This is a genomic window from Neogemmobacter tilapiae (genome assembly GCF_014652215.1).
GTDB lineage: Bacteria > Pseudomonadota > Alphaproteobacteria > Rhodobacterales > Rhodobacteraceae > Neogemmobacter > Neogemmobacter tilapiae.
Genome location: NZ_BMYJ01000013.1, coordinates 23771 through 48625, shown reverse-complemented (window position 1 = coordinate 48625; position 24855 = coordinate 23771). Strand labels below are relative to the sequence as shown.

The following is a 24855-nucleotide window of genomic DNA, read 5'->3' as shown; positions in this document are numbered from 1 at the left end:
AGGCCTGCCCTTTTTGGTTTGTCGTCACCATAGGCGCAAGGCGGCCCGCCTGCCAAGCATCAACCTTGGCCCACCAATTCACGGACCCGCGCGCCCAGCGCCTCAAGCCTCGGATCCTCGATCCCCAATTCCCGCAGATGATCCACCGTGTTCCACAGATAATCCCGGTTCGGCCCCCGCTGACCCGCCCGTGTCGCAATCAACTGCGCCTGTTCTTCCGTTGAAAGGTGCCGCGCATATTGCTCATGCCCTTGGTTGATCACATAGGCCAGCGCCTCCACCTCTTCCCCCCCCGCCAGCCGCACCGGCAGAAACGCCTCGGCATAGGCGTAGGAAATCAACTCCCGCTCTTGCAGCAAAGCATGGGTTGCCTCCGCTTCCTCCGCCGCAATCCGAAACGCGATTCCCTCGCAAAACTCCCCCTCCGCCCGGTCCAGCGCCAGCACCAGACCCGGCGCTTCCGGCGTCCCCCGGTAATGGATCGACCACATGCAGAAACGGCGCTGCCACCCCTCCAGCCGCGCAATCCGCCGTTCGACAAAGGCAAAGCCCGGATCCCACATCAGCGACCCATAGCCAAACACCCAGAATTCACGATCCATTGCTGGCCCTTGCTCACTTTGCCCTATATTCCCTAAGCAACGGACGAAAGAAAAGGGCAAGCCATGCGCGCTTTGACATGGATCGTGGGTCTGGCCGCCGCCTTATGGTCGGCTTGGTGGTTCGGCGGTTCTTATGTTCTAGACAAATCCGCCCGCGACTGGCTGGCCGAAAACCCGCAGGTGCAATACAGCCGCCTCAATGTTCAGGGCTTTCCCAACCGCTTTGACGTCCAACTGGGCGAGCCGCGCTATACCGTGCCGGGGCTGGAATGGCAGGCCGAATGGCTGAGCATCTATGCGCTCTCCTACAAGCCCTGGCATGTCATTGCCGCCCTTCCCCCCGAACAGCAACTGACTGTCGACGGCGACACCCTCGCCCTTGCCAGCGAAGGTTTGATGGCCAGCGTCGTCGTTGCCCCCAATATGGCCGTGCCCTTGGAGCGGGTTACCCTGGTTGGCGAAAATCTGGCCCTGTCCGATGCGACGGCGGGTTGGGTGATGAAACTCGCCGGCGCCGATTTCGCCATAGACAAACAAGAAAATGTCCCCAACAGCTATCGGATCGGTCTGCGCCTGACCGATTTCGCGCCCGACCCCGGCCTTATGCGCGTGCTCGAGGGGCAGGGTACGGCGTTGCCGCCGGTGATCGGGCTTTTGCATCTGGACTCGACGGTCGGGCTGGATCGCGAACTGAGCCGCCTTATGAAAGGCACACCGCAACTGGAAAGCTTGCAACTCGACGGCCTGACCCTCGAATGGGGCGAATTGCGCTTTCTCGCCAAAGGCGCGCTGACGGTCACCGACGGCATGCCCCAAGGCCAGATCGACCTGCAACTGCGCAACTGGCAGCTTTTGCCCGACACGCTGAAAGCCTCGGGCCTTGTCGCCTCGGCCACCGCCGACAACATCGCCCGCGCGTTAGAGGCTTACGCCGCCCAATCCCCCGACCCCACGGTCATCGACATGGCCTTTGTTATCAAGGACGGGCAGATGTCGCTTGGCCCCTTCCCCTTGGGACCAGCGCCTAGTCTTTGAAATTCCCCAGCCGGTTGCCAATTCCGGCCAAAAGCACCGAAAGCACGATCCGCGCCACATGATGCGCGGTGACATAAATCGCGCTCATCTTCAGCGACAGCGCCACAAGGCTCATCTCGACCAGCCCCCCCGGCGCATAGGCCAGAAAAACCGCCGCAAGGGGCTGATCGACCAGCCGATAAAACATTAGCGCAAAGCCCAAGGCCAAGACCATCAACAGCCCCGCCACGACACAAGCCAGCGCCGCCGCGCGTGCCACAGCCCCCGCCCGCAGCCCGGCAAAGCGCACGCCAAGCCCCGCCCCCATCACCACCTGCACCGCGCCAATCATCCAATCGGGCGGCACGGCCTGCGTCCATTCCATCGCATGGGCCACGCCTGACAACAGGATCGGCCCCGTCACTTGCCAGCCCGGCAAATGCAGGGCCCGGCCCATAAAGGCCCCCGCCACCGCCGCCGCCGTCAGGATCAGCACATCGCGCAAAGCAATCTCGGCCCCCGTGCCCAGATGCGCCCCCGATGCAGAACCCACGGGTGCGCCCGTCAGCCACCCGAACGCCAAGGGCACGCCGATGATGGTCAAGACCAGCCGCAGAAACTGCATCACCGACAGAATTGCCGGATGGCCCCCCGCCGCCTCGCCCATCGCCAGACTTTCGATGAACCCGCCGGGCACCGAACCCCAATAGGCGGTGGCCCGGTCCAGCTTGCCCACCTTGCGATACAGGAAATACCCCAAGGCATGGGCCACGGGCAGATAGATCAGCAGCCCCAGCATGGTGATCCACCAACCGGGGGCTTCGGCGATCACCGCAGGGGTGAAATTCGCGCCAATCGCCACGCCGATGATCGGCACGAAAACCACGCGAAAACGGTTGGGCATCACCGGCCCTTGCCCCTTGATCCGCAGATCCAGCGCCGTGATCACTGCCGTCACCAGCAGCGACCCCATCAGCAGGCCCAAAGGCATCCCCATGGCTTGCGCCGCCAACCCGCCCAGCGTTGCAAGGGCCAAGGTCACGGTCAGCGCGACGGTTTGACGCAGGTCGGGCAGCATCACCAATGCGGCGGCTTCTGGTTTGCGGCCGGGCCTTCCAGCCCTGACGCCTCGCGTTCCGCTTCACGTTCGGCCAAAAGCTGCGTCAGACGGGTCAGCCGATCCAGCTCCTTGGCCTGCCTTGCCACCACATCCGACAGGTCTTCGACCGCCCGCGTCAGATGCGCCACCTTTTCTTCAAGCTGATCTTGCCGGTCCATGTCCCGCCCGCTTGCCCGCGTATCGCCCTTCCGTTACAGGCTTTGGCAGGAAAAGCGAAGGGCAAGAACACCATGGCCGACCAGAAACCCCGCCGTCCCAAGGCTGAAACGCCCAAGGGCTTTCGCGACTATTTCGGCGCGGAAGTGACCGAGCGTAAGGCGATGCTGGACAAGATCGCCGGGGTTTACCATCGCTATGGCTTTGATCCGTTAGAGACGAGCGCGGTAGAGACGGTCGAGGCTTTGGGGAAATTCCTGCCCGACGTGGACCGCCCGAACGAAGGCGTGTTTGCGTGGCAGGATGAGGATAAAGATTGGCTCGCCCTGCGCTACGACCTGACCGCCCCCTTGGCGCGGGTGGCGGCGCAGTATCGGAATGATCTGGCGTCACCTTATCGGCGCTATGCGATGGGGCCGGTCTGGCGCAACGAAAAGCCCGGTCCGGGGCGGTTCCGGCAATTCTATCAATGCGATGCCGATACGGTGGGGTCGGGGTCTGTGGCGGCGGACGCCGAGATTTGCGCGATGCTGGCGGATGCGCTGGAGGTCGTGGGCATTCCCCGTGGCGATTACATCGTGCGGGTGAACAACCGCAAAGTCCTGAATGGCGTGATGGAAGTGGCGGGCCTGTCGGGCGAGGATAAAGAAGCCGAACGCGGCATCGTGCTGCGCGCCATCGACAAGATCGACCGTCTGGGCGTCAAAGGCGTGCGGGCGCTGCTGGGGGCAGGGCGCAAGGATGAAAGCGGGGATTTCACCAAGGGCGCGGGGCTGTCGGACGAACAGGCTCAGGTGGTGCTGGGCTTCATGGACGCCCGCCGTGACAGTGGCGCGGCCACTTGCGCCCGCCTGCGCGAACTGGTCGGGGCCTCGGTGATCGGTGGCGAAGGCGTCGATGAACTGGAACAGATCGCCGCCCTCCTCGCCTCCCAAGGCTACGGCCCCGACCGCATCGTGATCGACCCCGGCGTTGTCCGAGGCCTTGGCTACTACACCGGCCCGGTTTACGAGGCTGAACTCACCTTCGAAATCCTCGACGAAAAAGGCCGCAAGCGCCAGTTCGGCTCCGTCGCGGGCGGCGGGCGTTATGACGGCTTGGTGGAACGCTTCACCGGCCAAAAGGTGCCGGCCACCGGCGTTTCCATCGGCGTGGACCGTCTGCTCGCCGCCCTCCACGCCAAGGGCCGGGTTGCGGCCGATACCACCGGGCCGGTCGTGGTGACCGTGATGGACCGTGACCGCATGGGCGATTACATGGCGATGGTGGGCGATCTGCGCCAAGCGGGCATCCGGGCCGAGGTTTATCTGGGCAATCCCAAGCAATTCGGCAACCAGTTGAAATACGCCGACAAACGCCAAAGCCCCATCGCCGTGATCCAGGGCGGGGACGAGGCGGTGAAGGGGACCGTGATCCTGAAAGACCTGATCCTCGGCGCGAAAATCGCGCAAGGGGCCAGCCTTGAAGAATGGAAAAACCGCCCCGCACAGGTGGAAATCCCCCGCGCCGATCTGGTGGCCGAAGTCAGAAAGATGCTGGGGCAATGACCCCCAAAGCCACCATCCGGGCCGAGGCGGAACGCCTTTTCGCCGCCTTCCAGGCGGCAGGGGCGATCCCCGTCGATGCCGACATCCTTTTGCCCGCCGAAACCCTGCTGGATCTTTACGGCGAAGACCTGCGCGCCCGCGCCTATGTGACCCACGACCCGCTGCATGGCGAAATGATGCTGCGCCCCGATTTCACCGTGCCCGTCGTCCAAGCCCATATGGCCCACGGTGCCGATCCCGCCCGCTATACCTATCTGGGCGAGGTTTTCCGCCGTCAGGAACATCTGGACGGCCGCCCGCGCGAGTATCTGCAAGTGGGCTATGAAATCTTTGACCGCACCGCGCCCGAGGCGGCGGATGCCGAAGTTTTCGCCCTGATCGCCGATCTGCTGGCTGGCCTTCCCGTGACCCCGGTCACGGGCGACATGGGCCTTCTGATGGCCGCCGTCGCCGCCCTCGACACCACCGACCGCCGCAAGGCCGCCCTGATGCGCCACATCTGGCGGCCCAACAGGTTCCGCGCCCTCGTTGACCGTTTCGCGGGTCGGGTGGACCCTTCACCCAGCCGTCTCGCCCTGCTGCAACAAGCCAAGGGCGGCATCGCCGCCATGATCCCAGAAACCGTCACCGGCCTGCGTTCCGCGCAAGAAATTGAGGCGCGGGTCGCGGCCTTGGTCGCCGATGCCGATGCGCCCCCCATTCCCGCGCAGCAGGTCGCCATTCTGGACCGTCTTCTGGCGCTGAACGGCCCCTTGCCCCAAGCCGTGCAGGTCTTGGACGACATGGCCAAAAACATGCCTGCCCTAGCCGCTGTCGCCCAGCGTTTCCGCGCGCGAATGGCCGCTTTGGCCAAACGCGGCGTGGCCGTCGAAACTCTGGGTTTCGAGGCCGCCCATGGTCGCAACACCCTAGAATATTACGATGGTTTCGTCTTTGAATTCCACACCGCCGACCAGCGCCCCGTTGCCAGCGGCGGGCGTTATGACGCGCTGACGGCCCGTCTGGGGCAGGGCCGTTCCATCCCCGCCGTGGGCGGCGTCATCCGTCCCGCCTTGGTCGCCGAACTGCGAGGGGCCGTCTGATGCTGAAAATCGGGGTGCCGTCCAAAGGGCGGCTGATGGAACAGACCTTTGAATGGTTCGGCGCACGCGGTGTCACCATGCGCCAATCGGGCCGCGACCGCGAATATGCGGGCGCGGTGGACGGGATCGACGGCGTCGAACTCGTCCTGCTGTCGGCGGGCGAAATCCCCCGCGAACTGGCGGCGGGGCGCATCCATCTGGGCGTCACGGGGTCCGACCTTGTGCGTGACAAACTGGCCGATTGGGACCGGCAGGTCGCGGAACTGGCGCAAATGGGCTTTGGCCATGCCGATCTGATCATCGCCGTCCCCGCCGCTTGGGTCGATTGCGACACGATGGACGATCTGGACGCGGTCGCCGCAGGTTTTCGCGCCGCGCATGGCTTCCGCCTGCGCATCGCCACGAAATACCACCGTCTGGTGCGGGAATTCCTGACCGAACAGGGGGTGGCCGAATACCAACTGGTGGACAGTCAGGGCGCGACCGAAGGCACGGTCAAGAACCAGACCGCCGAGGCGATTGCCGACATCACCTCCACCGGCGAAACCCTGCGGGCGAATGACCTGAAAATTCTGGGCGATTCGGTGATCCACCAAAGCCAAGCGACGCTTTTCGCCGCGCGGCAGGCCGGGTGGGATGTTGAAAAGCGCGCCACGCTGACGCGGCTGGCGGGGATGCTGGGCGTCAAGGCCGGGGCGATCTAACCCCTTCCGCCCGGCGACCAGCCGGGCCGTGCCCGCCGCCCCCCGGGCGGGCACGATTGCGACGCCGCACACAAGCGTGACATCGTCCGGGTCTGAACCATAAATCGAGGGGAACAGCCGTTGTCGTGCCCACCCGCGGCGGGCCCGACCCTCCGCATCTAACCCCGGCTAAACCGCCATTCCGTGATCTGCTGATACGTCTGCCCCGGTTCCACAAAAATCGACGGAAACGCCGCATGGTTCGACGCATCCGGCCAGCCCTGACATTCCACCGCAATCCCTTCATAGGCCTGACGTCCTGGACGAATGGCATTGCGCCCGTCATAGACCTGAACCCCCGGATCGGTCGTCGCCACCGCCATCCGAACGCCAGACACACCCGTCAACCAAAGCACCTCACGCAGGTCGCGCGGCCCGTCCGAGGGGCAAAAGCAATTGTCCAGATCTGGCCCGCCGGGCGCTATCCGATGCCCATCCCGGAAATCCATCGCAGATCCCGCCACATCCAGAACCTCCCCCGTCGGGCAAAAGTCGCTGTTGGTCGGCAGCCAATGATCCGCCGCGATCTTCAACGAATGGCCCGCCCAAGACCCTGTCCCGTCCAAATTCCAATAGGAATGGTTGGCGAAATTCAGGATCGTGGGCGCATCGCTTTCCCCCGAAACCTCCATCCGCAACATGCCACTTGCCACGGAAAAGCGCGCCGTCACCCGGCGGTTGCCCGGAAACCCGCCCTCGCCATCGGCCAAGGTGATCCCCAGAACCACATGCGCAGGCCCGGCCTCCACCAAGTCCCACAGCTTCAAATGCGTTCCCGCCGCATCACCCGAATGCAGCGTCAGGCGACCGTCCAGATTGGCGTCAAACTGGTATTCCTGCCCGGCAATCACCGTCCGTGCGCCCGAAATTCGGTTCACCACCGGCCCAATCAGCGAGCCATGAAAGCGCATCGCCCCTTCATAATCGGCCAGACTGTCGGAACCCAAGGTCAAAGACCGATCGACCCCGCCCATCCGCAAATCCTGCAAGACGGCCCCCCAGGTCAGCAGGGTCGCGCTGATCCCTTCGGCGGTAATCGTGATGGCCTGCACGGCACGGCCATCCGCCAGAACGCCAAATGCGTGAATGTTGTCCATGAAATCCTCCTGCCCCGGCCTTTCTGGCCGGGGCAGGGCGGGGGGTCAACCCTTCAGGCAATCCGCCAAGGTCTGCGCCAAGCCGCGCATCAATTGCCCATAAAGCGCAGGCCCCGGCTCCAAAGTCGAACCCTCCGGCTCCAACGCCCCGCCCAGTTTCACGGCCGCGCCTTCCGCCATCTGCTCCACCTGTTTCGCGTCATGCGCGGCCTCAGGGAAAATACACAGCGCCGCACCCGCCTCCAACCCGCTGCGCAACTCCGACAACCGCGCCGCACCGGGCGAGGCCGCATCGCCCAAGGCAATCGTCCCGGCCACGGTTAGGCCGAAATGTCCAGTGAAATAGTTATAGGCGTCGTGGAACACGACAAAGGGCTTGCCTTGCACGGGTGCCAGTGTGGCGGTCAATTCCGCCTCAAGCGCCTCAATCTCCGCCTGCGCCTTTTCGGCATTGGCGGCATAGGTCGCGGCATTGTCGGGGTCCAGCGTGGAAAGCTCCCCGGCAATCAAACCCAACCAAGCCTCGGCATTGTGCGGGTCAAGCCAGGCGTGGGGGTCAAGGCCTTCGTGGTGATGGCCCTCCGCTTCGTGGTCGTGATCATGCCCGCCTTCCGGCCCGTGGTCATGGCCTTCATGATCATGCTCTTCGTGGTCGTGTTCCGCATCATCATGTCCTTCATGGTCATGAGCCCCCGCTTCACCATAGGCCAAGGCTTCCGTCCCTTCGGCGTGCAGCAGCACCAACTGCCGCGCCTGTCCTGCCGTCCCTTCCAAGCCCCGCTCCAGCCAAGGCGTCATTTCCGGCCCGATCCAGACCACCAGCCCCGCCTCGGCCAAGGCCTGCACCTGGCTCGGCTTCATCTGATAGCTATGCGCATTGCCGCCCTGTTCCAGCAGCAGAACGGGCGTCCCCAGATCGCCCATCACCTGCGCCACCAGCGAATGAACCGGCGGGATATCCGTCACCACCACCGGAACCTCGGCCAAGGCTGGACCCGCCATCAGGGTGGAAACGGCCAGTGCTATGGTATAACGCATGATCATCCTCTTTCGCTGGATCGGCGGAAGGTCTATGTATGTTATGACATAACGTGTCAAGGGGGCGCCATGGCGACCAAAGACTCCTCGCCGTTCGATCGGCACGATCACGACCATTGCGCCTCGCATGTGCTGGACCGTGCCGTGGCCTTGGCCAGCGAACGCGGCGTGCGGCTGACCCCGGTGCGCAAACGCACGCTGGAAATCCTCGCGGAAAGCCACCGCGCGATGGGGGCCTATGACGTGCTGGAACGGCTCGCCGCCGAAGGCTTTGGCAACCAACCCCCCGTCGCCTATCGCGCGCTGGAGTTCCTTGAGGAACAAGGCCTCGCCCACCGCATCCGCCGCCTCAACGCCTTCACCGCCTGCATGCACCCCGGCGAAACCCATTCCCCCGCCTTCCTCATCTGCGAAAGCTGCCACGCCGTCGCCGAAGCCCCCGCGACCGAAGTCCTCGACGCCCTCGGCCGCGCCGCCAAACCCTTGGGCTTTGCCATCAAACACAGCCACCTAGAGGCCACCGGCCTCTGCCACGCCTGCGAAACCGGGGCCGTCGCATGACCCTCCTTTCCGTCACCCACGCCTGCGTCCGCCTTGGCGGGCATGAAGTTCTGCACGATGTCAGCCTCTCCATCGCCCCCGGTGAAATCGTCACCATCCTCGGCCCCAACGGCTCCGGCAAATCCACCCTTCTCCGCGCTGCCCTCGGCATCCTCCCCCTCGCAGGCGGCAAAATAACCCGCAAGCTCGGCCTTCGCCTCGGCTATGTCCCCCAGCGCCTCACCATCGACCGCACCATGCCCCTCACCGCAGGCCGCTTCCTCTCCCTCCCCCACCGCGTCCCCCCCGCCAAGGCCCGCACCGCCCTCGAAAAGGTCGGCGTCCCCGAGGCTTACGACCGCCCCATGGCCGGCCTCTCCGGTGGCCAGTTCCAGCGCGTCCTCCTCGCCCGCGCCTTGCTTGTCGAACCCGAACTCCTCGTCCTTGACGAACCCACCCAAGGCCTCGACCAACCCGGTGAGGCCGCCTTCTACCGCCTCATCGAAGAACTCCGCCAGGAAACCGGCACCGCCGTCCTCATGGTCAGCCATGACCTCCATGTCGTCATGGCCGCCTCCGACCGCGTCATCTGCCTCAACGGCCATGTCTGCTGCGAAGGCACCCCCCAGGTCGTCTCCAACGCCCCCGAATACCGCGCCCTCTTCGGCCTTGGCACCCAAGGTGCCCTCGCCCTCTACCGTCATGATCATGACCACACCCATGACCATGAACACGACCATCACCACCACCATCACCACGCCGAGAAAACCGATGCTTGACGATTTCCTCGTCCGCGCCGCCCTCGCCGGCATCGCCCTTGCCCTCGCCGCGGGCCCCTTGGGCTCCTTCGTCGTCTGGCGCCGCATGGCCTATTTCGGCGATGCCACATCCCATGCCGCCATCCTCGGCGTCGCCCTCGCCCTCGCCACCGACCTCCCCATCGGCCTCGGCACCCTGATCGTCGCCCTCGCCATGGCCGCCACCGTCTCCACCCTCGCCGCAAAGGGCTGGGCCATGGACACCACCCTCGGCGTTCTCGCCCATTCCGCCCTCGCCTTCGGCCTTGTCGCCGTCAGCTTCCTTCCCACCGTCCGCGTCGATCTTTCGGCCTATCTCTTCGGCGACATCCTCGCCGTCTCCAAACTGGACCTTCTTTACATCTGGACCGGTGCACTCGCTGTCCTCGCCCTCCTCCTCTGGCGCTGGCAGGGCCTGCTCACCGCCACCCTGAACGAAGACCTCGCCCATGCCAGCGGCCTCAACCCCGACCGCGAACGCCTCATCCTCACCCTCGCCTTGGCCCTCACCGTCGCCGTCGCCCTCAAGGTCATCGGTGCCCTCCTCATCGCCGCCATGCTGATCATCCCCGCCGCTGCCGCCCGCGCCCTCTCGCGCAGCCCCGAAACCATGGCCGCCTTGGCCGCCGCCATCGGCATTCTCGCCGTCCTGGGCGGCTTGCAACTCTCGCTGACCGAAGACACCCCCGCAGGCCCCAGCATCGTCGCCGTCGCCGCGCTGATTTTTGCAATTTCCGCCGTGTTCAGACCAAGGCGCAACGGCTGACAGACGCAACCGCCCCGCCCCCTTTCATCTTGCCCAAAATACCTCGGGGGAAGGGCGCGCAGCGACCTTGGGGGCAGAAGCCCCCACCGTGCCAAGGGGGCTCGATGCCCCCGCGGCACGGTCCCTTAGACCCGATGATAGGGCGACCCGGCCAAAATCCCTGCCGCGCGGTAAAGCTGTTCCGCCAGCATCACCCGCACCAGCATATGCGGCCAGACCATCTTGCCGAAAGACAGCGCGAAATCCGCCCGCCCCCGCAACGACGGATCAATCCCATCCGCCCCGCCAATCACAAAGGCCACATCCTGACGGCCCCCATCCCGCCAGCGCCCCAGTTGCGCCGCAAAATCGGGGCTGCTCAGCACCTGCCCCCGTTCATCCAGCACGGCCAGCAAAGCCCCATCCGGCACGGCCTTCGCCAAAAGCAAAGCCTCGGCCGCCATGCCGCCACCCTTTTTATCCTCGACCTCATGCTCCGACAAAGGCCCAAGCCCAAGGGCCCGGCCTGTCCGGTCGAATCGCTGGGCATAATCGTCGATCAATGCACGCTCCGGGCCAGACCGCAGCCGCCCCACCGCGCACAGATGCAGCCGCATCAGACGATGGTCTTGCGCTGCTGATCCGCCGGCAGCCACATCTTTTCAAGCTGATAGAATTCCCGCACTTCGGGCCGGAAGACATGCACGATCACATCGCCCGCATCAATCAGCACCCAGTCGCCGGTTTCCTTGCCCTCGATTTTCGACAGAATCCCCAGATCCTGCTTCAGCTTATCGGCCAGCTTGTCGGAAATCGCCGCCACCTGCCGCGACGAACGGCCCGAGCAGATCACCATGTAATCCGCCACATCGGAACGCCCGCGCAGATCAATCTGCACGATATCCTCGGCCTTGTCGTCATCGACCGAGGTCAGGACAAGCGCCAGAACCTGTTCAGCACTGAAGTCGGGGCGGGCAGTCCCACGCGCCTCGCGCGGGCCGACCGGCAGTCCGGTCGAAGGGTCGGAATGAGACAGGACGAAGGTCCTCCATAGCGCGTGCCGCTTCCCCGGCACCGGGTCATACCCCTGAATAGCATCGCCCGCGGCGCGAAACAACGGTGGAAGGGCGGCGGTGCTTAGGGGCATTCGGGTGGGAAGGCAAGGGGGGGGCGCACGCGCCATCCCTTGGCTATCCCCAGTCTATCTTATTCGCCGGATCGGCTTGGCCATAGCTGACCAAAACCACGTCCAGCGATGGCCCCAAATAGGTTCGGGCGGCGCGGCGGATAGTATTGGTATTCCATTGATCAAGGTTGCAAGAGCTGTTTTTGCCACAGCGGAAACCGGTCATCTTTTGTTTGGGTATCGGTCGTTTTCGGCGTAATTGTCGTGTGGCAGGTGCTATAGCAGGCAAAAAAGAGGGTTACTTGAAAGACGGATTGCCGACTGAACTGAACTATCAAGGCCAAACCGCCTGTTTGCGCCACCTGGCGCCTTTCACTTACACATACAACGGTCATGGCCTTGGAGGCGCAGACCTGCGTTTGCGCGTTACATTTACGTCTCATGTGTTCTCTGAGCGCACGGAAGTAGGCCAGCCGCATGACTTTCTCGATGAGAGTGACATTCGCCGCAGCTTCGATGCGGGTCGTTATGCCTTTTCGCTGAACCTGCCAAATCATCTGACTGGCGTCCTTAACCAGAACGCCTACTCTTGGCCAATGCGCGATAAGAACGGTATAGCTAATCTTGCCGTGCTTGCGCCGCCCCAGCACCAACTCGTGTCAGGTACCTACGAGACGGTGTTCTACTACCTTTATCCGAGTGACGTGGATGGTATTGATGTCGAAATGCTGGTGAAGTCCTGCTACACCATGGATATCAATTTCAACAAACATCGCAGGCGCGACAGGATCCGGGTTTACGTGAAGGAAGCGCTCTTCAATAACACTCGTGTCCCCAAATGAGTAAGGCTCCCCGGAGGGAGCCTATCTTCATGCGAGTGCGCCTTACCGTGGTATGCCGACCTCAAAGGGTACGCTTGCAACAGCGACCTTGGATTTCTCCTCAGAAGCCTCGCTGTCTGCTGCTGGCCTTAGTAATAATGGCAGATACTTACGAAATCAACAACAATCCGCACAGTCGCTGCCCTATGGGCGATTTCCGGCCAGCCGGTCCCCCCCCACATGCCTTATCTCTTCCCAGTGCCACCTTACAGGGCTGCACATTTGAGCGTCAGCGTTGTAGATTACGTCATCACAAGCATCTTCCTTCCACATGTAAATCTGAAATCAACCCCCATGCCGGACCAAAGCCAGCCCGCAACAGCGAGCGTAGGGTGCGTGATTTCACGTACAGTTAAATTCATAATATTGAATATATGATTTGAATCAATGCATTACACCACATTTCACGCGTGCAAACCCACCCGTACCCCGCCAAGCCCCTCCCCCCAAACCCACCTTGCCCCAAGCCCGATTCGGGCGTATATCCTGCCCATGAACCGTTTCTTCGACATGGATGACCACGCCCGCCTGCCTTGGCGGTTTGCCCGTGAAAATCGGTCGATTCTGGCCAGCCTGCGCTGATCCGGCCTTTCGGGCCAGCAGGCCCATGCGTTCGAATATCCCTTCACAAGCCATCCGAAAGTGACAGCCATGACCGCTGCTCCGCGTACCCTCTACGATAAAATCTGGGACGATCACGTCGTCCATCAGGCCGAAGACGGCACCTGCCTGCTTTATATCGACCGCCATCTGGTCCATGAGGTGACCAGCCCGCAAGCCTTTGAAGGCCTGCGGATGACGGGCCGCAAGGTGCGGGCCCCGGAAAAGACCATTGCCGTGCCGGATCACAACGTGCCCACCACGGCGGGCCGGGACAAGCACATCGACAACGTCGAAAGCCGCGTTCAGGTGGAAGCCTTGGACAAGAACGCCAAGGATTTCGGCATCCACTACTATCCCGTGACCGACATCCGTCAAGGCGTCGTCCATATCGTGGGGCCGGAACAGGGCTGGACCCTGCCGGGCATGACCGTCGTCTGCGGTGACAGCCATACGGCGACCCATGGGGCCTTTGGCGCGCTGGCCCACGGGATCGGCACGTCGGAAGTGGAACATGTTCTGGCGACCCAGACTTTGATCCAGAAGAAATCGAAGAACATGAAGGTGGAAATCACCGGCTCCCTCCGCCCCGGTGTGACGGCGAAAGACATCACCATGTCGGTGATCGGTCTGACCGGAACAGGTGGCGGCACCGGCTATGTCATCGAATATTGCGGGCAGGCGATCCGCGAATTGTCGATGGAAGGCCGCATGACCGTCTGCAACATGGCGATCGAAGGCGGCGCGCGGGCCGGGCTCATCGCCCCGGACGAGGTGACCTATGCTTACTGTAAGGGCCGTCCGCATGCGCCGACGGGCGAGAAATGGGATGCGGCGTTGTCCTATTGGAAAACGCTGTTCACCGATGAAGGCGCGCATTTCGACAAGGTGGTGACGATCAAGGGCGAAGATATCGCGCCGGTCGTGACCTGGGGCACCTCGCCCGAGGATGTCGTCGCGATTAACGGTGTCGTGCCCGCGCCCAGCGAATTTTCCGGCGGCAAGGTCGTAGCGGCGCAGCGCTCGCTGGACTATATGGGTCTGACGGCGGGCATGAAGCTGACCGATATCAAGATCGACACGGTCTTTATCGGGTCTTGCACCAACGGCCGGATCGAGGATCTGCGGGCGGCAGCGGCGATCCTGAAGGGCAAGAAAGTCGCGCCTGGGATGCGGGCGATGGTGGTGCCGGGTTCGGGCCTTGTGCGGGCGCAGGCGGAACAGGAAGGGCTGGCGCAGATTTTCCTCGACGCGGGCTTTGAATGGCGGCTGGCCGGCTGTTCCATGTGCCTTGCGATGAACCCCGACCAGCTTTCGCCGGGCGAACGCTGTGCGGCGACCTCCAACCGCAACTTTGAAGGCCGTCAGGGCCGTGGCGGGCGGACGCATCTGATGTCACCCGCGATGGCGGCGGCGGCAGCGGTGGCGGGGCATCTGGTTGATGTCCGCGATGTGATGGGCGTGGATGCCTGAGCGCACTTGCGGAACAGGCCCCAGCGAAAGCTGGAGCTTGTTTGCGACGGCAGCTTTTGGCCCCCTGATAGGATAGAGAAATGGACAAATTCACCACCCTGACCGGAATCGCGGCACCCATGCCCTTGGTCAATATCGACACCGACATGATCATCCCCAAGCAGTTCCTGAAGACCATCCAACGGTCGGGCCTTGGCAAGAACCTGTTTGATGAAATGCGCTATACGCTGGAAGGGCAGGAAATCCCCGATTTCGTGCTGAACCAGCCGGCCTATCGTCAGGCGCAGATCATCATTGCGGGCGACAATTTCGGCTGCGGTTCCTCGCGTGAACATGCGCCCTGGGCCTTGCTGGATTTCGGCATCCGCTGCGTTGTCTCGACCAGCTTTGCTGACATTTTCTTCAACAACTGCTTCAAGAACGGCATCCTGCCGATCATCCTGCCGCAGGATCAGGTGGATGTTCTGATGGAGGACGCGAAAAAGGGGGCGAATGCGCGTCAGACGGTGGACCTTGAAGCGCAAACCATCACCACTTCGGATGGCCAGTCCTTTGGCTTTGATGTCGATCCGTTCCGCAAGCATTGCCTGCTGAACGGTCTAGATGACATTGGCCTGACGCTGGAAAAGGTCAGCGCCATCGACAGTTTTGAAATGACGGCGAGCGCCGCCCGGCCTTGGGTCTGATGCCGATTGGCCCTGCCGAACAGGCAGGGCCTCTTTGGCGGGAATCAAGCAAGCCACGGTGATTTGATCCTGATTCTGCCACAATCTTGGTATCTTGAGACATTGTAGAAGAATTGCGGCCGTGGTGGGCAAAGGGCGCGGATGAACAGAATCGAACTTTTCCGGCACTGGTGGCGCGAGACGTTTCGGCGCGACAACGTGCAGAACCGCGTGGACAATCTGGTGCAGGAAGGCCGCTCGACCCTGTCGCGGGCGGTGAGTGCTGGTGTGCGGGCTTTTCTGGTCATGTTCATGGTGGCAACACCCTCGGTTCTGCTGCCGGGCATGGGACCGGATGGCAAGCAGATGGTGGCCCTGATTTCGTTGTTTGCGGGGGCGCTCACCTTTATCGAATACAGTGCCACCTATCCTGGTCTGGTCGAGTTTCGCGATGCACCGCCGTTCAACCGGATCCGCTTTTCCATCCTGTTCATGACCGTCTTTATGCTGACGATCATCGAGAAGTCGCAGTTTGATCCGAATGCCTTGGCCGTTCTTGTGCGGGCGGTGGGTGAGTTGATCGGGCGGGCGATGGATTTCCCCTATAGCCCCGTGCGTTTGGCGACGCTGATGATGGCCGCCACCTCGTCCGAAGAACAGATTTCGGCTGTCCGCACAGCGGCAGGCATGGCCTATCTGATCTCGTTGATCGGGCTGGCTGTTTTTGTTGTCTTGCTTAAAATCTATGAATGGCCGACCCGTTGGGGCGCTTTCAACGTCTGGGTCAACATGCCGACCTTTGATCCAACTTCGGGCGGCGATGTGGTGCGCCGGCTCGAGCGGGACGCGCGCGTTAACGTCGTGTTAGGCTTTGTTCTGCCATTTGTGTTCCCAGCCGTGGTGAGACTGGGCAGTTCGGGGTTTGAGCCTTTGACCCTAACCTCACCACAGACCTTGATCTGGGTAATGACATTATGGGCTTTCTTGCCGGCCAGCCTGTTTATGCGGGGTATTGCCATGGGCAAGATCGCCGAGATGATCCGCGAAAAGCGGCGGATCAGCGGCGCTATGGGCTTGGCGGCTGCCTGACGCTAAGCCTTTGGCTGTGGCTGGCGCTATCAGGGGCGGTTTTCGCGGAAAAGCTGCGTGTTGCATTCTGGAATGCCGATCTAAGCCGGGATGGGCCGGGGCTTTTGTTGCGCGATTTGGGCAAAGCAGACGATCCGCAGCTGGATGCTGCGGTGGCCGGTGTCTTGCAGGTCAGGGCCGACGTTCTGGTTCTTGCGGGAGTGGACTTTGATCTGGAGCTGCGGGCGCTGAACGGTTTTGCCGAACGTCTGGCGCAGCATGGGCTGGGTTTTCCCTATCGCTTTGCCTTTGCGCCGAATGCCGGCCTGCCCACTGGCCTCGATATGGACAACAATGGCCGTCTGGCCGAGCCGCGCGATGCGCAGGGATACGGTCGTTTCGCAGGACAGGGAGGAATGGCGATCCTGTCGCGTCTGCCGTTGGACGGCGGGCAGGATTTTTCCGATTTCCTTTGGAAAGACTTGCCGGGGGCAATACTGCCGCCCGACATGACCGCGGAACAAATGGCGGTTCAGCGGCTGGCATCGGTGGGGCATTGGAACGTGGCGCTGCGTTTGCCCGATGGTAACGCGTTGAATCTGCTGGTCTGGGCGGCGACGCCCCCGGTCTTTGACGGGCCGGAGGATCGAAACGGGCGGCGCAACCATGATGAGGCGGCGTTCTGGGCGCAGTATCTGGCCGGGGCGTTGCCCTTTGTTCCACCGGACGGATCCTTTATCCTGGTGGGGCAGTCGAACCTTGACCCAGAGCGGGGCGATGGGCGGCGGCAGGCGATCAAGGGACTGCTGACAAACCCGCTTTTGCAGAACCCGTTGGGCGCGCCGACGGCGGACTATGGCGGAACGCTGGGGGCGCTGCGGGTGGATGTCATCCTGCCTTCGGCCGATCTGCGCCTTCTGGACAGCGGCACGCTATGGCCACCGGACGCCAAAGCCTCGCGTCATGCGCTGATCTGGGTGGATGTGGCGCTGCCCTAACCCACCAATTCGCGCGGCACGACGAAATCGACCACTGCGCCCATGTGCCAGTCGAGCTTGGCCCAGTCGGCAATCTCGAAATCGGCGACCAGCGTGGCCCCTGTCGGGTAGCGGGCGAATTCCGGGTTCACCGGCGGGCGGGCCACCAGCCGTGCAGCGAATTCCGCAATGCCGGGATTATGGCCAATCATCATCACGGTGTTTGTTGTCGCATGGCGCAGCACCGCCAGCATGACATCGGCCCCGGCATGGTAAAGCGCGGGCTTTAAAGTCAGGATCGGCGTTCCCGGCAGGGCGGGGGCCAGACCGGACCAGGTTTTGCGCGTGCGTAGCGCATCAGAACAGAAAACCTCGTCCGGCACATAGCCGCGTGAGGCCAGCCAGTCGCCCAGATCGGCGGCGGCCATTTTGCCCCTTTCGTTCAAGGGGCGGTCATGGTCGGCCATCAGGGGATCGTCCCAGCTGGATTTCGCGTGGCGGGTCAGAATCAGGCGTTTCATTTGTGGAACTGCCTCATGTGATAGGACGAATGTTCGGGCATCCTTGCATAGGCTTGGGACACCGGGCAAGCGCGACGAACGAGGCATCCGCCCGACAGGCATTCGCCCCCCTCTGGTTTGTCCAGAAACCCGTGGCAACGGGGCAGGTCATAGCCTTGCCCTGTCAGTGCTGCGGGCGGGCAGGCGGTCAGGCAGGGGGCGGCGCACGTGTCGCAGGGTTTGGCGGTGGGTGAGGGAAGGTCGATGCGTTCCTTTAGAGCCAAGGCCCCGCGAAAGCTGACCATCAAGCCCTGATCGGCATGGACCAACAGGCGCACCGGGCTATCCCATGTGCGCCCCGAACGCAGCGCCCATTGATAGAAGGGATGGTAGGGTGGACCGCCAAAGGGGAACAGCGCCTTGGCCCCCAGATCACAGGCAATGCGCCCAATGACCCGCCGCGACCAGCGGTCGATGGGGTCGGGGCCGCCCCATTCGGGTTGGGCGGTGACATGCGCCCAATAGCCGGGCTCGGCGGGGCCGATCAGCAGCAGAGTTTGCGTTCCGCGCGGCAGGCTGGGGTCACCCACGGCATGAAACCCGCCCAGAATTTCCAAACGATGTGCGGCCAGCCGAGTGGCGATCATTTGCGAAAGGGCAAAAGCAAGCTCCACCCCAGTTTCGCAGGCCGTTCGTCCTGCCATTCCAGCCCCAGGATCATCGCCCGATGTCCGCCCTCGGGTTCCGGGCGATAGGTGCCAAACAGCCGATCCCAGATCGAAAGGGCAAAGCCATAATTGCTGTCATGTTCATGCCGATGGATCGAATGATGCACGCGGTGCATGTCGGGCGTGACAAGGATGAGGCGAATGATGCGGTCCAGACGGTCGGGCAGGCGCAGGTTGGCATGGTTGAAAAGGGCAGTGCCGTTCAACAGGATTTCAAAGGCCAAAACGGCCCAGACAGGTGGACCAATCAGATAGATCAGCCCGATCTTGAGCAGCATCGAGGCCGCAATTTCCACCGGGTGAAAGCGCACCGCCGTTGTCACATCAAAATCGCGGTCAGCATGGTGCATCCGGTGAAAACGCCAGAACAGCGGCACCTTATGGGTGATCAGATGCTGCGCCCAGATCGCGAAATCAAGCGTCAGGATCGCCAACACCCCCGCCGCCCAGCCGGGCAGGGCCAGCGCGTTGAAAAGCCCCCAGCCCTGCGCCTTGGCATCCGCCGCCCCAACCGCCAGCAAGGGCAGACCAATTGCCAAGGCGCGAAGGGTCAGGCTGTTCAAGACGGTCATGCTCAGATTGGTCACCCAGCGCCCCTGCCGGGGCAGGTCGCGAGGGCGACGGGGGGCAAGGGATTCCAGCGTGGCGAAAAGGGCGAAAAGCCCGATGAAAAAGCCCAAACGCAAGTAAAGTTCATCGACCATCGCCCGCCCCCAAGACAGCCCATGCAGTCTGGTCAGAATGGGGGCAAAAGCCAGTCACATCTGTATCAGTCGTCAAGGTTGTTTTTTGCCTGCAACGCTTGGATGCGCGCTTTATCAAGCCTTGTGGGCGCACCACTTTGGTCGAACGGGCTTTTGAAATCGAACGCGATGGGAGACGCGCCGTGAACATGCAGATGTTCTTGACGTGCCACACCTTCGGACCATGTCGGATAGGTTTCATGCCTATGCCACCACATCACCAGTGGCGGCCAGCTTGGCTTTTGAAACCATTCCGCCCCACGCTTCAAGGCGCTCGCATGAAGCCCGAAGTAGGTAAAAGAAAACAGAGCTTCCAGATCGGTCCAAAGGGACAGCGTTGCGGGTGACCACCCATCACCCTTTTCATGATAGAAGCTTGGATAAACCTCGGCTCCCCAAGGTTTTGGGCCAGCGTCTGATGCGTATCCCGAACGCGCGATCAGGCCATCGGCCTGATCAACAAGGTCAAAAATCGGTCCGTTCAGTTCATAAAAGCCAGAATTGGCCGGATCCGCGGCCGGCTTTGCAAACATCCCGAATGTGTACAAAGCCAGCGCCATATCGTCTCCTAACGCCGCACATGCGGTTTCACCCGCGGTTCGGTAGAACGGATTTGGCTGCCCGCCCCGTGGTCGGTGAACAGTTCCAGCAGCACCGCGTTCGGTACGCGGCCATCCAGGATCGTGACGGCCCGCACGCCTTCTTCCAGCGCTTTCAGCGCCGTGTCGGTTTTCGGGATCATCCCGCCCGAAATCACGCCATCCGCCATCAGCTTGCGCACTTCGTCCGGCGAAAGCTGCGTCACGACCTCGCCCGAGGCATCCTTGACCCCCGCCACATCGGTCAGCAGCAACAGCCGGTCCGCCTGCAAGGCGCCCGCAATCGCCCCCGCAGCGGTGTCACCGTTCACGTTGAATGTCTCGTTGTCCGCCATGCCCGTGGCCACCGGGGCCACCACTGGAATGATACCCGCGTTGTACAAATCGCGCAGCACCTGCACGTTCATTTCCACCGGACGACCGACGTAACCCAGTTCGGGATCATCCGCCTCGCAGACCATCAGATCGTCGTCCTTGCCGGAGATCCCGACCGCCCGACCACCCGCATCCATGATCGCCTGCACGATCCGCTTGTTCACAAGCCCCGACAGGATCATTTCGACGACCTGCACCGTGGCCTTGTCGGTTACCCGCTTGCCCCGAACAAACTCGGATTTGATCCCCAGCTTGTTCAGCATGTCGTTGATCATCGGCCCGCCGCCATGCACGACCACCGGGTTCACCCCCACCTGCCGCATCAGCACGATGTCACGGGCGAATTCGGCCATCGCCGCCTCATCCCCCATCGCGTTGCCGCCGAATTTCACCACAACCACCGCGCCGGAATAGCGTTGCAGATGCGGAAGGGCTTCGGAAAGGGTGCGGGCGGTCTGGACGGATTGGTTCATGTCGATCTGCTGCTGTTTCATGGGGGCCTCGCGCGTTTGCAGCGATTGCTAAAGGGTTTGGCCGCCTATGCCAATGGCTTGTCTTTTGAATGCTCCCTGTTCACATTCCCTCCAACCATTTCGTCCAAAAGGTAAATCGGCAATGCCTAGTTTGCTACGCTTGAAGATGATTATTGCAATGCTGGCGAATGCGGCCTGCGTTCCACAGGAGCAAACCGCGAGCCTTTCCGCCGATGCATCAGGTTTGAGCGCCGATGCCGAAAGCCAAGAATTTTCTGCCCTGTTGCGTGCGCTGAACGAGCCACCACTGCGTGCTGAGCGGCGGGAACACTTGGCGATCCGGCTGATCGTTTCTCCGGCTTATCGAATGTTCAAGGTGAACTTTGATGAAAATGGCACGGCACGTTGGTCCTACAAGCAGATGAACGGTGGGCTCGGCTATGGTTATGGCTACTTGCAGCGTGAGCGAACAGGGGAACTTTCCGCAGAACAAGTCCGCGATCTGCTTGCCGAGTTCGACCGACTAAAGGTCTGGGATGGAAATGTACCGCAGAGCGACAGGAGCGAGGAAAATGTCTGCTTTGATGACATTTATTATGGTTTTGAGTTCGCCTCCGCCGGTCAATATCTTTCGGTTGGCCGGGCGCATTGCAACCTGATGAAACGCAGGCAGTTGGTTCCGCTGCTGTTGTTGTTGAACAAAGCCGCCGGCAATGAAATGGTTTGGCTGCCTCTGGACGAATAAAGCTTTTGTTGGGTGACATGTCTGAACAAAAAACCCTCGTGCTGACCGGTGCCTCGCGCGGGATCGGCCATGCCACCGTCAAGCGTTTCGGGGCGGAGGGGTGGCGGGTGTTGACCTGTTCGCGCCAACCTTTTGATCCGCGCTGTCCCTGGCCGGGGGGCGAGGCGAACCATATTCAGATTGATCTGGGCGATCCGAACAAGACGATTGAGGCGATTGAAACCATCCGCGAAAGGGTTGGCGGCAAGGTTCATGCTTTGGTGAACAACGCCGGGATCAGCCCCAAGGGGCCGGACGGCGAAAGGCTGAACACGCTGACCACCGACCTGCGGACCTGGGGGCAGGTGTTTCATGTGAACTTCTTTTCCTCGGTCATTCTGGCACGGGGCTTGCAGGCAGAATTGACGGCGGCCAAGGGGTGCATCGTCAACGTCACCTCCATCGCCGGGTCGCGGGTGCATCCTTTTGCAGGGGCGGCCTATTCGACGTCCAAGGCCGCTTTGGCGGCTTTGACGCGGGAAATGGCGCATGATTTCGGGCCGTTGGGTGTGCGGGTGAACGCGATTGCACCGGGCGAGGTGGAAACGGCGATCCTGTCACCGGGGACGGATCAGATTGTGCAACGCTTGCCGATGCAGCGGCTGGGGCAGCCGCGTGAAGTGGCGGATGCGATCTGGTTCCTGTGTTCGGAACAGGCCAGCTATATTTCAGGCGCGGAAATCGAAGTGAACGGGGCGCAGCATGTTTAAGGCGGAATACAAGGCAATCTTGACGGCAGCCCCGTTCCACCTGGACGACGCAGGAATGGCTTGGGTCGAGGCGACTTTGGCCAGTCTGTCGGCCGAGGAAAAGATCGGCCAGTTGTTCATTCTGGCCTCGATGGGGATGGACCCCGGCGAACCGGAGCGGTTGGCGGCGTTGAAACCCGCCGGGATCACGCGGTTCTTTTTGTCGGGCGACCGCGATGCCGAACTGGGCTTTCTGGATCAGGTGCGGGCCGATGCGCGCGTTCCGATGCTGGTCAGCGCCGATCTGGAAGGGTCGCGGATGAGCCTTCCCTTTGGGACCGAGGTTCCGAACCCCTTGGCCCTTGCCGCCGTTGATGATGTGCAGGCGACAACCGCCATTTCGCGGATCATGGCGGATGAGGCGCGGGCCACCGGGATCAACTGGTCCTTTACCCCGGTGATCGACATCAACGCCGCCTTCCGCAGCGCCATCGTGGCGACGCGGGGCTTTGGGTCGCAGGTGGACCGGATCGAGCGGCACGCTTTGGCGCAGATTGCGGCGTTTCAGGCGGCAGGCGTCGCGGCGACGGTGAAACATTGGCCGGGCGAAGGGCATGACGACCGCGACCAGCACCTGGTGACGACGGTGAACCCGCTGACCCTTACCGAATGGGAGGAAAGCCACGGGCGGCTTTACCGGGCGGCGATTGATCAGGGCGTGATGGCGGTGATGTCGGCCCATATCGCCTTTCCGGCCTTTGTGCGGGAATTGGCGCCGGGGGCAGAGCTGGAGGCGTATCGCCCCGCCTCGATCAGCCGGGTGCTGACGCAGACCCTTTTGCGCGAACGGCTGGGCTTTAACGGGCTGATCGTGTCGGATGCCACGGGGATGGCAGGGCTGGGGGCTTGGGGGAAGCGTTCGGAATGCCTGCCCGAGGTGATTTCAGCGGGTTGCGACCTGATCCTGTTTTCGAACGATCCGGTGCAGGACATGGGTTATATCCGTGCGGCCCTTGCTGATGGGCGGATCACGGCGGCGCGGCATGAAGAGGCTTTGGTGCGGGTTCTGGGGTTGAAGGCGGCTTTGGGGCTGCACAAGGCCAGCGTTTTGGAACGTTCGGTTCTGGGTTCCGCCCAGAACAAGGCCACCGCGCAGGCGGTGACGGCGCGGGTGCCGACCTTGGTCAAGGATGTGAAGGGGTTGCTGCCGCTTTCCCCGGCCAAGCATCGCCGCGTTTTGGTCATCACCGGCGGCGTCGTTTCCCCGATCCATCCCGAACCCTTTGCCTTTGACTTGCCCGAGATGCTGCGCAGCGAAGGGTTTGAAGTCACCCTTTACGACAAATCCACCCCTCAGAACCCCAAGGATTTCGACCTGGTGATCTATCTTCTGGGCGAAGAAACCCTGCTGACGCGGGGCCGCATTTTCCTCGATTGGCTGCGACTGACCGGTGATTTCCGTTTGGCGATGGAGCGGCCTTGGCATGAGGTGCCGACGATGCTGATCAGCTTTGGCTATCCCTATTACCTCTATGATGCCCCCCGTATGCCTTGCGTGGTCAATGCCTATGCGACGATGCCCAGCATGCAGAAGGCGGCGGTCGATTGCCTTTTGGGCCGTGCCCCGTGGCAGGGGCAAAGCCCGGTTGATCCGTTCTGCGGGCAGGAAGAGGCGCGCTATTAGATCATGTCGAAATCGGCAGCGGTCAGGGCCGTTCCCGCCCCCAGCCGCGCCAGCAGAGCAACGCCCCCCTTGGCGTCGCCATTGGCATCATACCACAGCCGCCCGCTGGCCTGATCATAGATCAGATGGTCATTCGCATCTTTTGCCGCGATCCCCTGCCGCAATTCGCCCGCCGTCACGCGGTCGCCCAAGGTCGCAAAGGCCGCCTTGGCCAGCCAGATCTGATCCTCGGCCCGGTGAAAGTCTGTGATCTGGTCTGATGAGGCACCCTTGGCTGCGGCAAAGACAAAATTGTCCTGCCCCAGACCCCCGGTCAGCCGATCATGCCCGGCCCCACCCTCGATCCGGTCATTTCCCGCATCGCCCTGAATGCTGTCCGCCCCACCGCGCCCGAACAGCCGGTCGCGGAAAGCGGTGCCCGTGAAATCATCCGCTGCGGTGCTGCCCAGAATATCTGGCACGCCCGCGTCGGCGGTGTCGCTGAACCAGACATGATAAACTTTGCCCTGAAAGTTTTCGGACGGGTTTCCGTGCAGCACGCCGATGCCGATGGATTGCCAGTTCATCCCCGACCAGCCCGGCCCGTTGATGATGACGTAGTTATGGCCGCTTGAGCCTTTCCAGCCGTTCAAGGCCGCCGTGACATCGCTGTAGCCCGCCCCCGAGATTTCATAGCCGTTGCCCAGAAACCCGGTGCCAAGCCGTTCAGGGGCCGTCCACATGCCAGCGGCGTCGCTGTGGTTGGAATAATAGGGCCGGTCCGACCAGGAATGCAGGTTCGCCCCCGGTTCATAGTCCCGGTTCTCCACCCAGAAATTTTCATAAGTATCGACCACATGCCGCCCCGCCGTGGTTGTCAGCCCTTTTGACAGCGGAATGGCCCCCAACCCCTTTTCGGCGCGATAGGCCATGATCTCATGATACAGGCGCAGTTCTTGCAGGCTCAGGCTGTCATTCGCGTTGGGCTTGTAGATATTCACGGCCACGGCATCATCCCTTTGCTTTCTTG

The 24855-nt window shown here is 62.3% G+C and carries 28 protein-coding genes; 15 read left to right on the top strand and 13 right to left on the bottom strand.

The genetic code is table 11. The features are described 5' to 3' along the window. Window positions 1-59: 59 nt before the first annotated feature. On the bottom strand, window positions 60-602 hold the full coding sequence (locus IE095_RS16730) for a gamma-glutamylcyclotransferase (RefSeq protein WP_189413186.1): 543 nt from the start codon (window positions 600-602) through the stop codon (window positions 60-62). Window positions 603-665: 63 nt separating this feature from the next. Between IE095_RS16730 and IE095_RS16725 the strand changes: the two genes are divergently transcribed. Next, the gene (locus tag IE095_RS16725; protein ID WP_189413185.1) at window positions 666-1637 is read left to right on the top strand and encodes a DUF2125 domain-containing protein; all 972 of its coding nucleotides are present in this window, start codon (window positions 666-668) and stop codon (window positions 1635-1637) included. Here the strand turns inward: IE095_RS16725 and IE095_RS16720 are convergent. Both IE095_RS16720 and IE095_RS16715 read right to left on the bottom strand, forming a co-directional pair. After that, window positions 1627-2694 carry an AbrB family transcriptional regulator gene (locus IE095_RS16720; RefSeq protein ID WP_189413183.1) on the bottom strand — a complete coding sequence of 356 codons (1068 nt, stop codon included), beginning with the start codon at window positions 2692-2694 and terminating at the stop codon, window positions 1627-1629. The two genes, IE095_RS16725 and IE095_RS16720, sit on opposite strands and share 11 nt — an antisense overlap. Beyond that, a complete protein-coding gene (locus tag IE095_RS16715) occupies window positions 2694-2894 on the bottom strand; it encodes a SlyX family protein (RefSeq protein WP_189413181.1) in 201 nt (66 codons plus the stop codon). The genes IE095_RS16720 and IE095_RS16715 overlap by 1 nt, the downstream gene beginning before the upstream one ends. Window positions 2895-2966: 72 nt before the next feature. Between IE095_RS16715 and hisS the strand changes: the two genes are divergently transcribed. Genes hisS through hisG form a run of 3 tightly spaced genes read left to right on the top strand, consistent with a single transcriptional unit; the run spans window position 2967 to window position 6225 of the window. After that, window positions 2967-4439, top strand: coding sequence for a histidine--tRNA ligase (hisS, locus tag IE095_RS16710; protein ID WP_189413180.1), 1473 nt, complete (start codon window positions 2967-2969; stop codon window positions 4437-4439). Then, window positions 4436-5521, top strand: coding sequence for an ATP phosphoribosyltransferase regulatory subunit (locus IE095_RS16705; RefSeq protein ID WP_189413178.1), 1086 nt, complete (start codon window positions 4436-4438; stop codon window positions 5519-5521). Before hisS ends, IE095_RS16705 begins: the two co-directional genes overlap by 4 nt. Then, window positions 5518-6225: an ATP phosphoribosyltransferase gene (gene hisG, locus IE095_RS16700; RefSeq protein ID WP_189413279.1), complete on the top strand. Its 708-nt coding sequence runs from the start codon at window positions 5518-5520 to the stop codon at window positions 6223-6225. Before IE095_RS16705 ends, hisG begins: the two co-directional genes overlap by 4 nt. 158 nt (window positions 6226-6383) lie before the next feature. Here hisG and IE095_RS16695 read toward each other — a convergent pair whose 3' ends face one another. Both IE095_RS16695 and IE095_RS16690 read right to left on the bottom strand, forming a co-directional pair. Beyond that, window positions 6384-7361 (bottom strand): aldose epimerase family protein, encoded by a 978-nt coding sequence (locus IE095_RS16695; protein ID WP_189413176.1) that lies wholly within the window; start codon window positions 7359-7361, stop codon window positions 6384-6386. 45 nt (window positions 7362-7406) lie between these two features. After that, a complete protein-coding gene (locus tag IE095_RS16690; RefSeq protein WP_189413174.1) occupies window positions 7407-8399 on the bottom strand; it encodes a zinc ABC transporter substrate-binding protein in 993 nt (330 codons plus the stop codon). Between the two features lie 69 nt (window positions 8400-8468). On the opposite strand from IE095_RS16690, the gene IE095_RS16685 reads away from it, so the two are divergent. Genes IE095_RS16685 through IE095_RS16675 form a run of 3 tightly spaced genes read left to right on the top strand, consistent with a single transcriptional unit; the run spans window position 8469 to window position 10502 of the window. Continuing rightward, window positions 8469-8960: a Fur family transcriptional regulator gene (locus IE095_RS16685; protein WP_189413172.1), complete on the top strand. Its 492-nt coding sequence runs from the start codon at window positions 8469-8471 to the stop codon at window positions 8958-8960. Next, entirely contained in the window at window positions 8957-9718 is a 762-nt protein-coding gene (locus IE095_RS16680) for a metal ABC transporter ATP-binding protein (protein ID WP_189413170.1), read from the top strand. Before IE095_RS16685 ends, IE095_RS16680 begins: the two co-directional genes overlap by 4 nt. Next, entirely contained in the window at window positions 9711-10502 is a 792-nt protein-coding gene (locus IE095_RS16675; protein ID WP_189413277.1) for a metal ABC transporter permease, read from the top strand. The genes IE095_RS16680 and IE095_RS16675 overlap by 8 nt, the downstream gene beginning before the upstream one ends. A gap of 125 nt (window positions 10503-10627) precedes the next feature. Here IE095_RS16675 and rlmH read toward each other — a convergent pair whose 3' ends face one another. Next, the gene (gene rlmH, locus IE095_RS16670; protein WP_189413168.1) at window positions 10628-11098 is read right to left on the bottom strand and encodes a 23S rRNA (pseudouridine(1915)-N(3))-methyltransferase RlmH; all 471 of its coding nucleotides are present in this window, start codon (window positions 11096-11098) and stop codon (window positions 10628-10630) included. Next, entirely contained in the window at window positions 11098-11490 is a 393-nt protein-coding gene (rsfS, locus tag IE095_RS16665; RefSeq protein ID WP_229804886.1) for a ribosome silencing factor, read from the bottom strand. Before rsfS ends, rlmH begins: the two co-directional genes overlap by 1 nt. Before the next feature lie 419 nt (window positions 11491-11909). Here rsfS and IE095_RS16660 point away from each other — a divergent pair, with 419 nt between their 5' ends. From IE095_RS16660 to IE095_RS16640, 5 genes are all read left to right on the top strand, one after another. Then, window positions 11910-12449: a YjaZ family protein gene (locus tag IE095_RS16660; RefSeq protein ID WP_189413166.1), complete on the top strand. Its 540-nt coding sequence runs from the start codon at window positions 11910-11912 to the stop codon at window positions 12447-12449. 690 nt (window positions 12450-13139) lie between these two features. Beyond that, window positions 13140-14561, top strand: coding sequence for a 3-isopropylmalate dehydratase large subunit (leuC, locus tag IE095_RS16655; RefSeq protein ID WP_189413165.1), 1422 nt, complete (start codon window positions 13140-13142; stop codon window positions 14559-14561). Between the two features lie 80 nt (window positions 14562-14641). Beyond that, window positions 14642-15247, top strand: a complete 606-nt coding sequence (leuD, locus tag IE095_RS16650; protein ID WP_189413163.1) for a 3-isopropylmalate dehydratase small subunit — start codon at window positions 14642-14644, stop codon at window positions 15245-15247. A gap of 285 nt (window positions 15248-15532) precedes the next feature. Then, window positions 15533-16315 carry a hypothetical protein gene (locus tag IE095_RS16645; RefSeq protein ID WP_189413273.1) on the top strand — a complete coding sequence of 261 codons (783 nt, stop codon included), beginning with the start codon at window positions 15533-15535 and terminating at the stop codon, window positions 16313-16315. Continuing rightward, window positions 16201-17292, top strand: coding sequence for an endonuclease/exonuclease/phosphatase family protein (locus IE095_RS16640; protein ID WP_189413161.1), 1092 nt, complete (start codon window positions 16201-16203; stop codon window positions 17290-17292). Before IE095_RS16645 ends, IE095_RS16640 begins: the two co-directional genes overlap by 115 nt. On the opposite strand, the gene IE095_RS16635 is transcribed toward IE095_RS16640, so the two are convergent. The 5 genes from IE095_RS16635 to argB form a co-directional block, all read right to left on the bottom strand. Next, window positions 17289-17792 (bottom strand): SixA phosphatase family protein, encoded by a 504-nt coding sequence (locus IE095_RS16635; protein WP_189413159.1) that lies wholly within the window; start codon window positions 17790-17792, stop codon window positions 17289-17291. The two genes, IE095_RS16640 and IE095_RS16635, sit on opposite strands and share 4 nt — an antisense overlap. Further along, window positions 17789-18418 carry a ferredoxin gene (locus tag IE095_RS16630; protein ID WP_189413157.1) on the bottom strand — a complete coding sequence of 210 codons (630 nt, stop codon included), beginning with the start codon at window positions 18416-18418 and terminating at the stop codon, window positions 17789-17791. The genes IE095_RS16635 and IE095_RS16630 overlap by 4 nt, the downstream gene beginning before the upstream one ends. Next, window positions 18415-19203, bottom strand: a complete 789-nt coding sequence (locus IE095_RS16625) for a sterol desaturase family protein (protein WP_189413156.1) — start codon at window positions 19201-19203, stop codon at window positions 18415-18417. The genes IE095_RS16630 and IE095_RS16625 overlap by 4 nt, the downstream gene beginning before the upstream one ends. A 65-nt stretch (window positions 19204-19268) precedes the next feature. Further along, a complete protein-coding gene (locus IE095_RS16620) occupies window positions 19269-19802 on the bottom strand; it encodes a DUF3291 domain-containing protein (protein WP_189413155.1) in 534 nt (177 codons plus the stop codon). 8 nt (window positions 19803-19810) lie between these two features. Beyond that, window positions 19811-20689: an acetylglutamate kinase gene (argB, locus tag IE095_RS16615; RefSeq protein ID WP_189413271.1), complete on the bottom strand. Its 879-nt coding sequence runs from the start codon at window positions 20687-20689 to the stop codon at window positions 19811-19813. 166 nt (window positions 20690-20855) lie between these two features. On the opposite strand from argB, the gene IE095_RS16610 reads away from it, so the two are divergent. Genes IE095_RS16610 through IE095_RS16600 form a run of 3 tightly spaced genes read left to right on the top strand, consistent with a single transcriptional unit; the run spans window position 20856 to window position 23846 of the window. Continuing rightward, window positions 20856-21434, top strand: coding sequence for a hypothetical protein (locus IE095_RS16610; protein WP_189413154.1), 579 nt, complete (start codon window positions 20856-20858; stop codon window positions 21432-21434). 17 nt (window positions 21435-21451) lie between these two features. Next, window positions 21452-22183, top strand: coding sequence for an SDR family NAD(P)-dependent oxidoreductase (locus IE095_RS16605; protein WP_189413153.1), 732 nt, complete (start codon window positions 21452-21454; stop codon window positions 22181-22183). Next, window positions 22176-23846, top strand: a complete 1671-nt coding sequence (locus IE095_RS16600) for a glycoside hydrolase family 3 protein (RefSeq protein ID WP_189413152.1) — start codon at window positions 22176-22178, stop codon at window positions 23844-23846. The genes IE095_RS16605 and IE095_RS16600 overlap by 8 nt, the downstream gene beginning before the upstream one ends. Here IE095_RS16600 and IE095_RS16595 read toward each other — a convergent pair. Continuing rightward, on the bottom strand, window positions 23843-24832 hold the full coding sequence (locus tag IE095_RS16595) for a M10 family metallopeptidase C-terminal domain-containing protein (RefSeq protein ID WP_189413150.1): 990 nt from the start codon (window positions 24830-24832) through the stop codon (window positions 23843-23845). The genes IE095_RS16600 and IE095_RS16595 overlap by 4 nt on opposite strands. Between the last annotated feature and the right edge of the window lie 23 nt (window positions 24833-24855).

Excerpts from the sequence above, each read along its gene's own strand:
- IE095_RS16645 (WP_189413273.1), top strand. The coding sequence starts at position 15,533 with ATGTTCATGGTGGCAACACCCTCGGTTCTGCTGCCGGGCATGGGACCG.
- IE095_RS16715 (WP_189413181.1), bottom strand. The coding sequence starts at position 2,894 with ATGGACCGGCAAGATCAGCTTGAAGAAAAGGTGGCGCATCTGACGCGG.
- leuD (WP_189413163.1), top strand. The coding sequence starts at position 14,642 with ATGGACAAATTCACCACCCTGACCGGAATCGCGGCACCCATGCCCTTG.
- leuC (WP_189413165.1), top strand. The coding sequence starts at position 13,140 with ATGACCGCTGCTCCGCGTACCCTCTACGATAAAATCTGGGACGATCAC.
- IE095_RS16605 (WP_189413153.1), top strand. The coding sequence starts at position 21,452 with ATGTCTGAACAAAAAACCCTCGTGCTGACCGGTGCCTCGCGCGGGATC.
- IE095_RS16635 (WP_189413159.1), bottom strand. The coding sequence starts at position 17,792 with ATGAAACGCCTGATTCTGACCCGCCACGCGAAATCCAGCTGGGACGAT.
- IE095_RS16690 (WP_189413174.1), bottom strand. The coding sequence starts at position 8,399 with ATGCGTTATACCATAGCACTGGCCGTTTCCACCCTGATGGCGGGTCCA.
- IE095_RS16680 (WP_189413170.1), top strand. The coding sequence starts at position 8,957 with ATGACCCTCCTTTCCGTCACCCACGCCTGCGTCCGCCTTGGCGGGCAT.
- IE095_RS16600 (WP_189413152.1), top strand. The coding sequence starts at position 22,176 with ATGTTTAAGGCGGAATACAAGGCAATCTTGACGGCAGCCCCGTTCCAC.
- IE095_RS16705 (WP_189413178.1), top strand. The coding sequence starts at position 4,436 with ATGACCCCCAAAGCCACCATCCGGGCCGAGGCGGAACGCCTTTTCGCC.
- IE095_RS16695 (WP_189413176.1), bottom strand. The coding sequence starts at position 7,361 with ATGGACAACATTCACGCATTTGGCGTTCTGGCGGATGGCCGTGCCGTG.
- IE095_RS16730 (WP_189413186.1), bottom strand. The coding sequence starts at position 602 with ATGGATCGTGAATTCTGGGTGTTTGGCTATGGGTCGCTGATGTGGGAT.
- IE095_RS16725 (WP_189413185.1), top strand. The coding sequence starts at position 666 with ATGCGCGCTTTGACATGGATCGTGGGTCTGGCCGCCGCCTTATGGTCG.
- IE095_RS16640 (WP_189413161.1), top strand. The coding sequence starts at position 16,201 with ATGGGCTTTCTTGCCGGCCAGCCTGTTTATGCGGGGTATTGCCATGGG.
- IE095_RS16675 (WP_189413277.1), top strand. The coding sequence starts at position 9,711 with ATGCTTGACGATTTCCTCGTCCGCGCCGCCCTCGCCGGCATCGCCCTT.
- rlmH (WP_189413168.1), bottom strand. The coding sequence starts at position 11,098 with ATGCGGCTGCATCTGTGCGCGGTGGGGCGGCTGCGGTCTGGCCCGGAG.
- argB (WP_189413271.1), bottom strand. The coding sequence starts at position 20,689 with ATGAACCAATCCGTCCAGACCGCCCGCACCCTTTCCGAAGCCCTTCCG.
- IE095_RS16610 (WP_189413154.1), top strand. The coding sequence starts at position 20,856 with ATGATTATTGCAATGCTGGCGAATGCGGCCTGCGTTCCACAGGAGCAA.
- IE095_RS16625 (WP_189413156.1), bottom strand. The coding sequence starts at position 19,203 with ATGGTCGATGAACTTTACTTGCGTTTGGGCTTTTTCATCGGGCTTTTC.
- IE095_RS16620 (WP_189413155.1), bottom strand. The coding sequence starts at position 19,802 with ATGGCGCTGGCTTTGTACACATTCGGGATGTTTGCAAAGCCGGCCGCG.
- IE095_RS16630 (WP_189413157.1), bottom strand. The coding sequence starts at position 18,418 with ATGATCGCCACTCGGCTGGCCGCACATCGTTTGGAAATTCTGGGCGGG.
- IE095_RS16720 (WP_189413183.1), bottom strand. The coding sequence starts at position 2,694 with ATGCTGCCCGACCTGCGTCAAACCGTCGCGCTGACCGTGACCTTGGCC.
- hisS (WP_189413180.1), top strand. The coding sequence starts at position 2,967 with ATGGCCGACCAGAAACCCCGCCGTCCCAAGGCTGAAACGCCCAAGGGC.
- IE095_RS16685 (WP_189413172.1), top strand. The coding sequence starts at position 8,469 with ATGGCGACCAAAGACTCCTCGCCGTTCGATCGGCACGATCACGACCAT.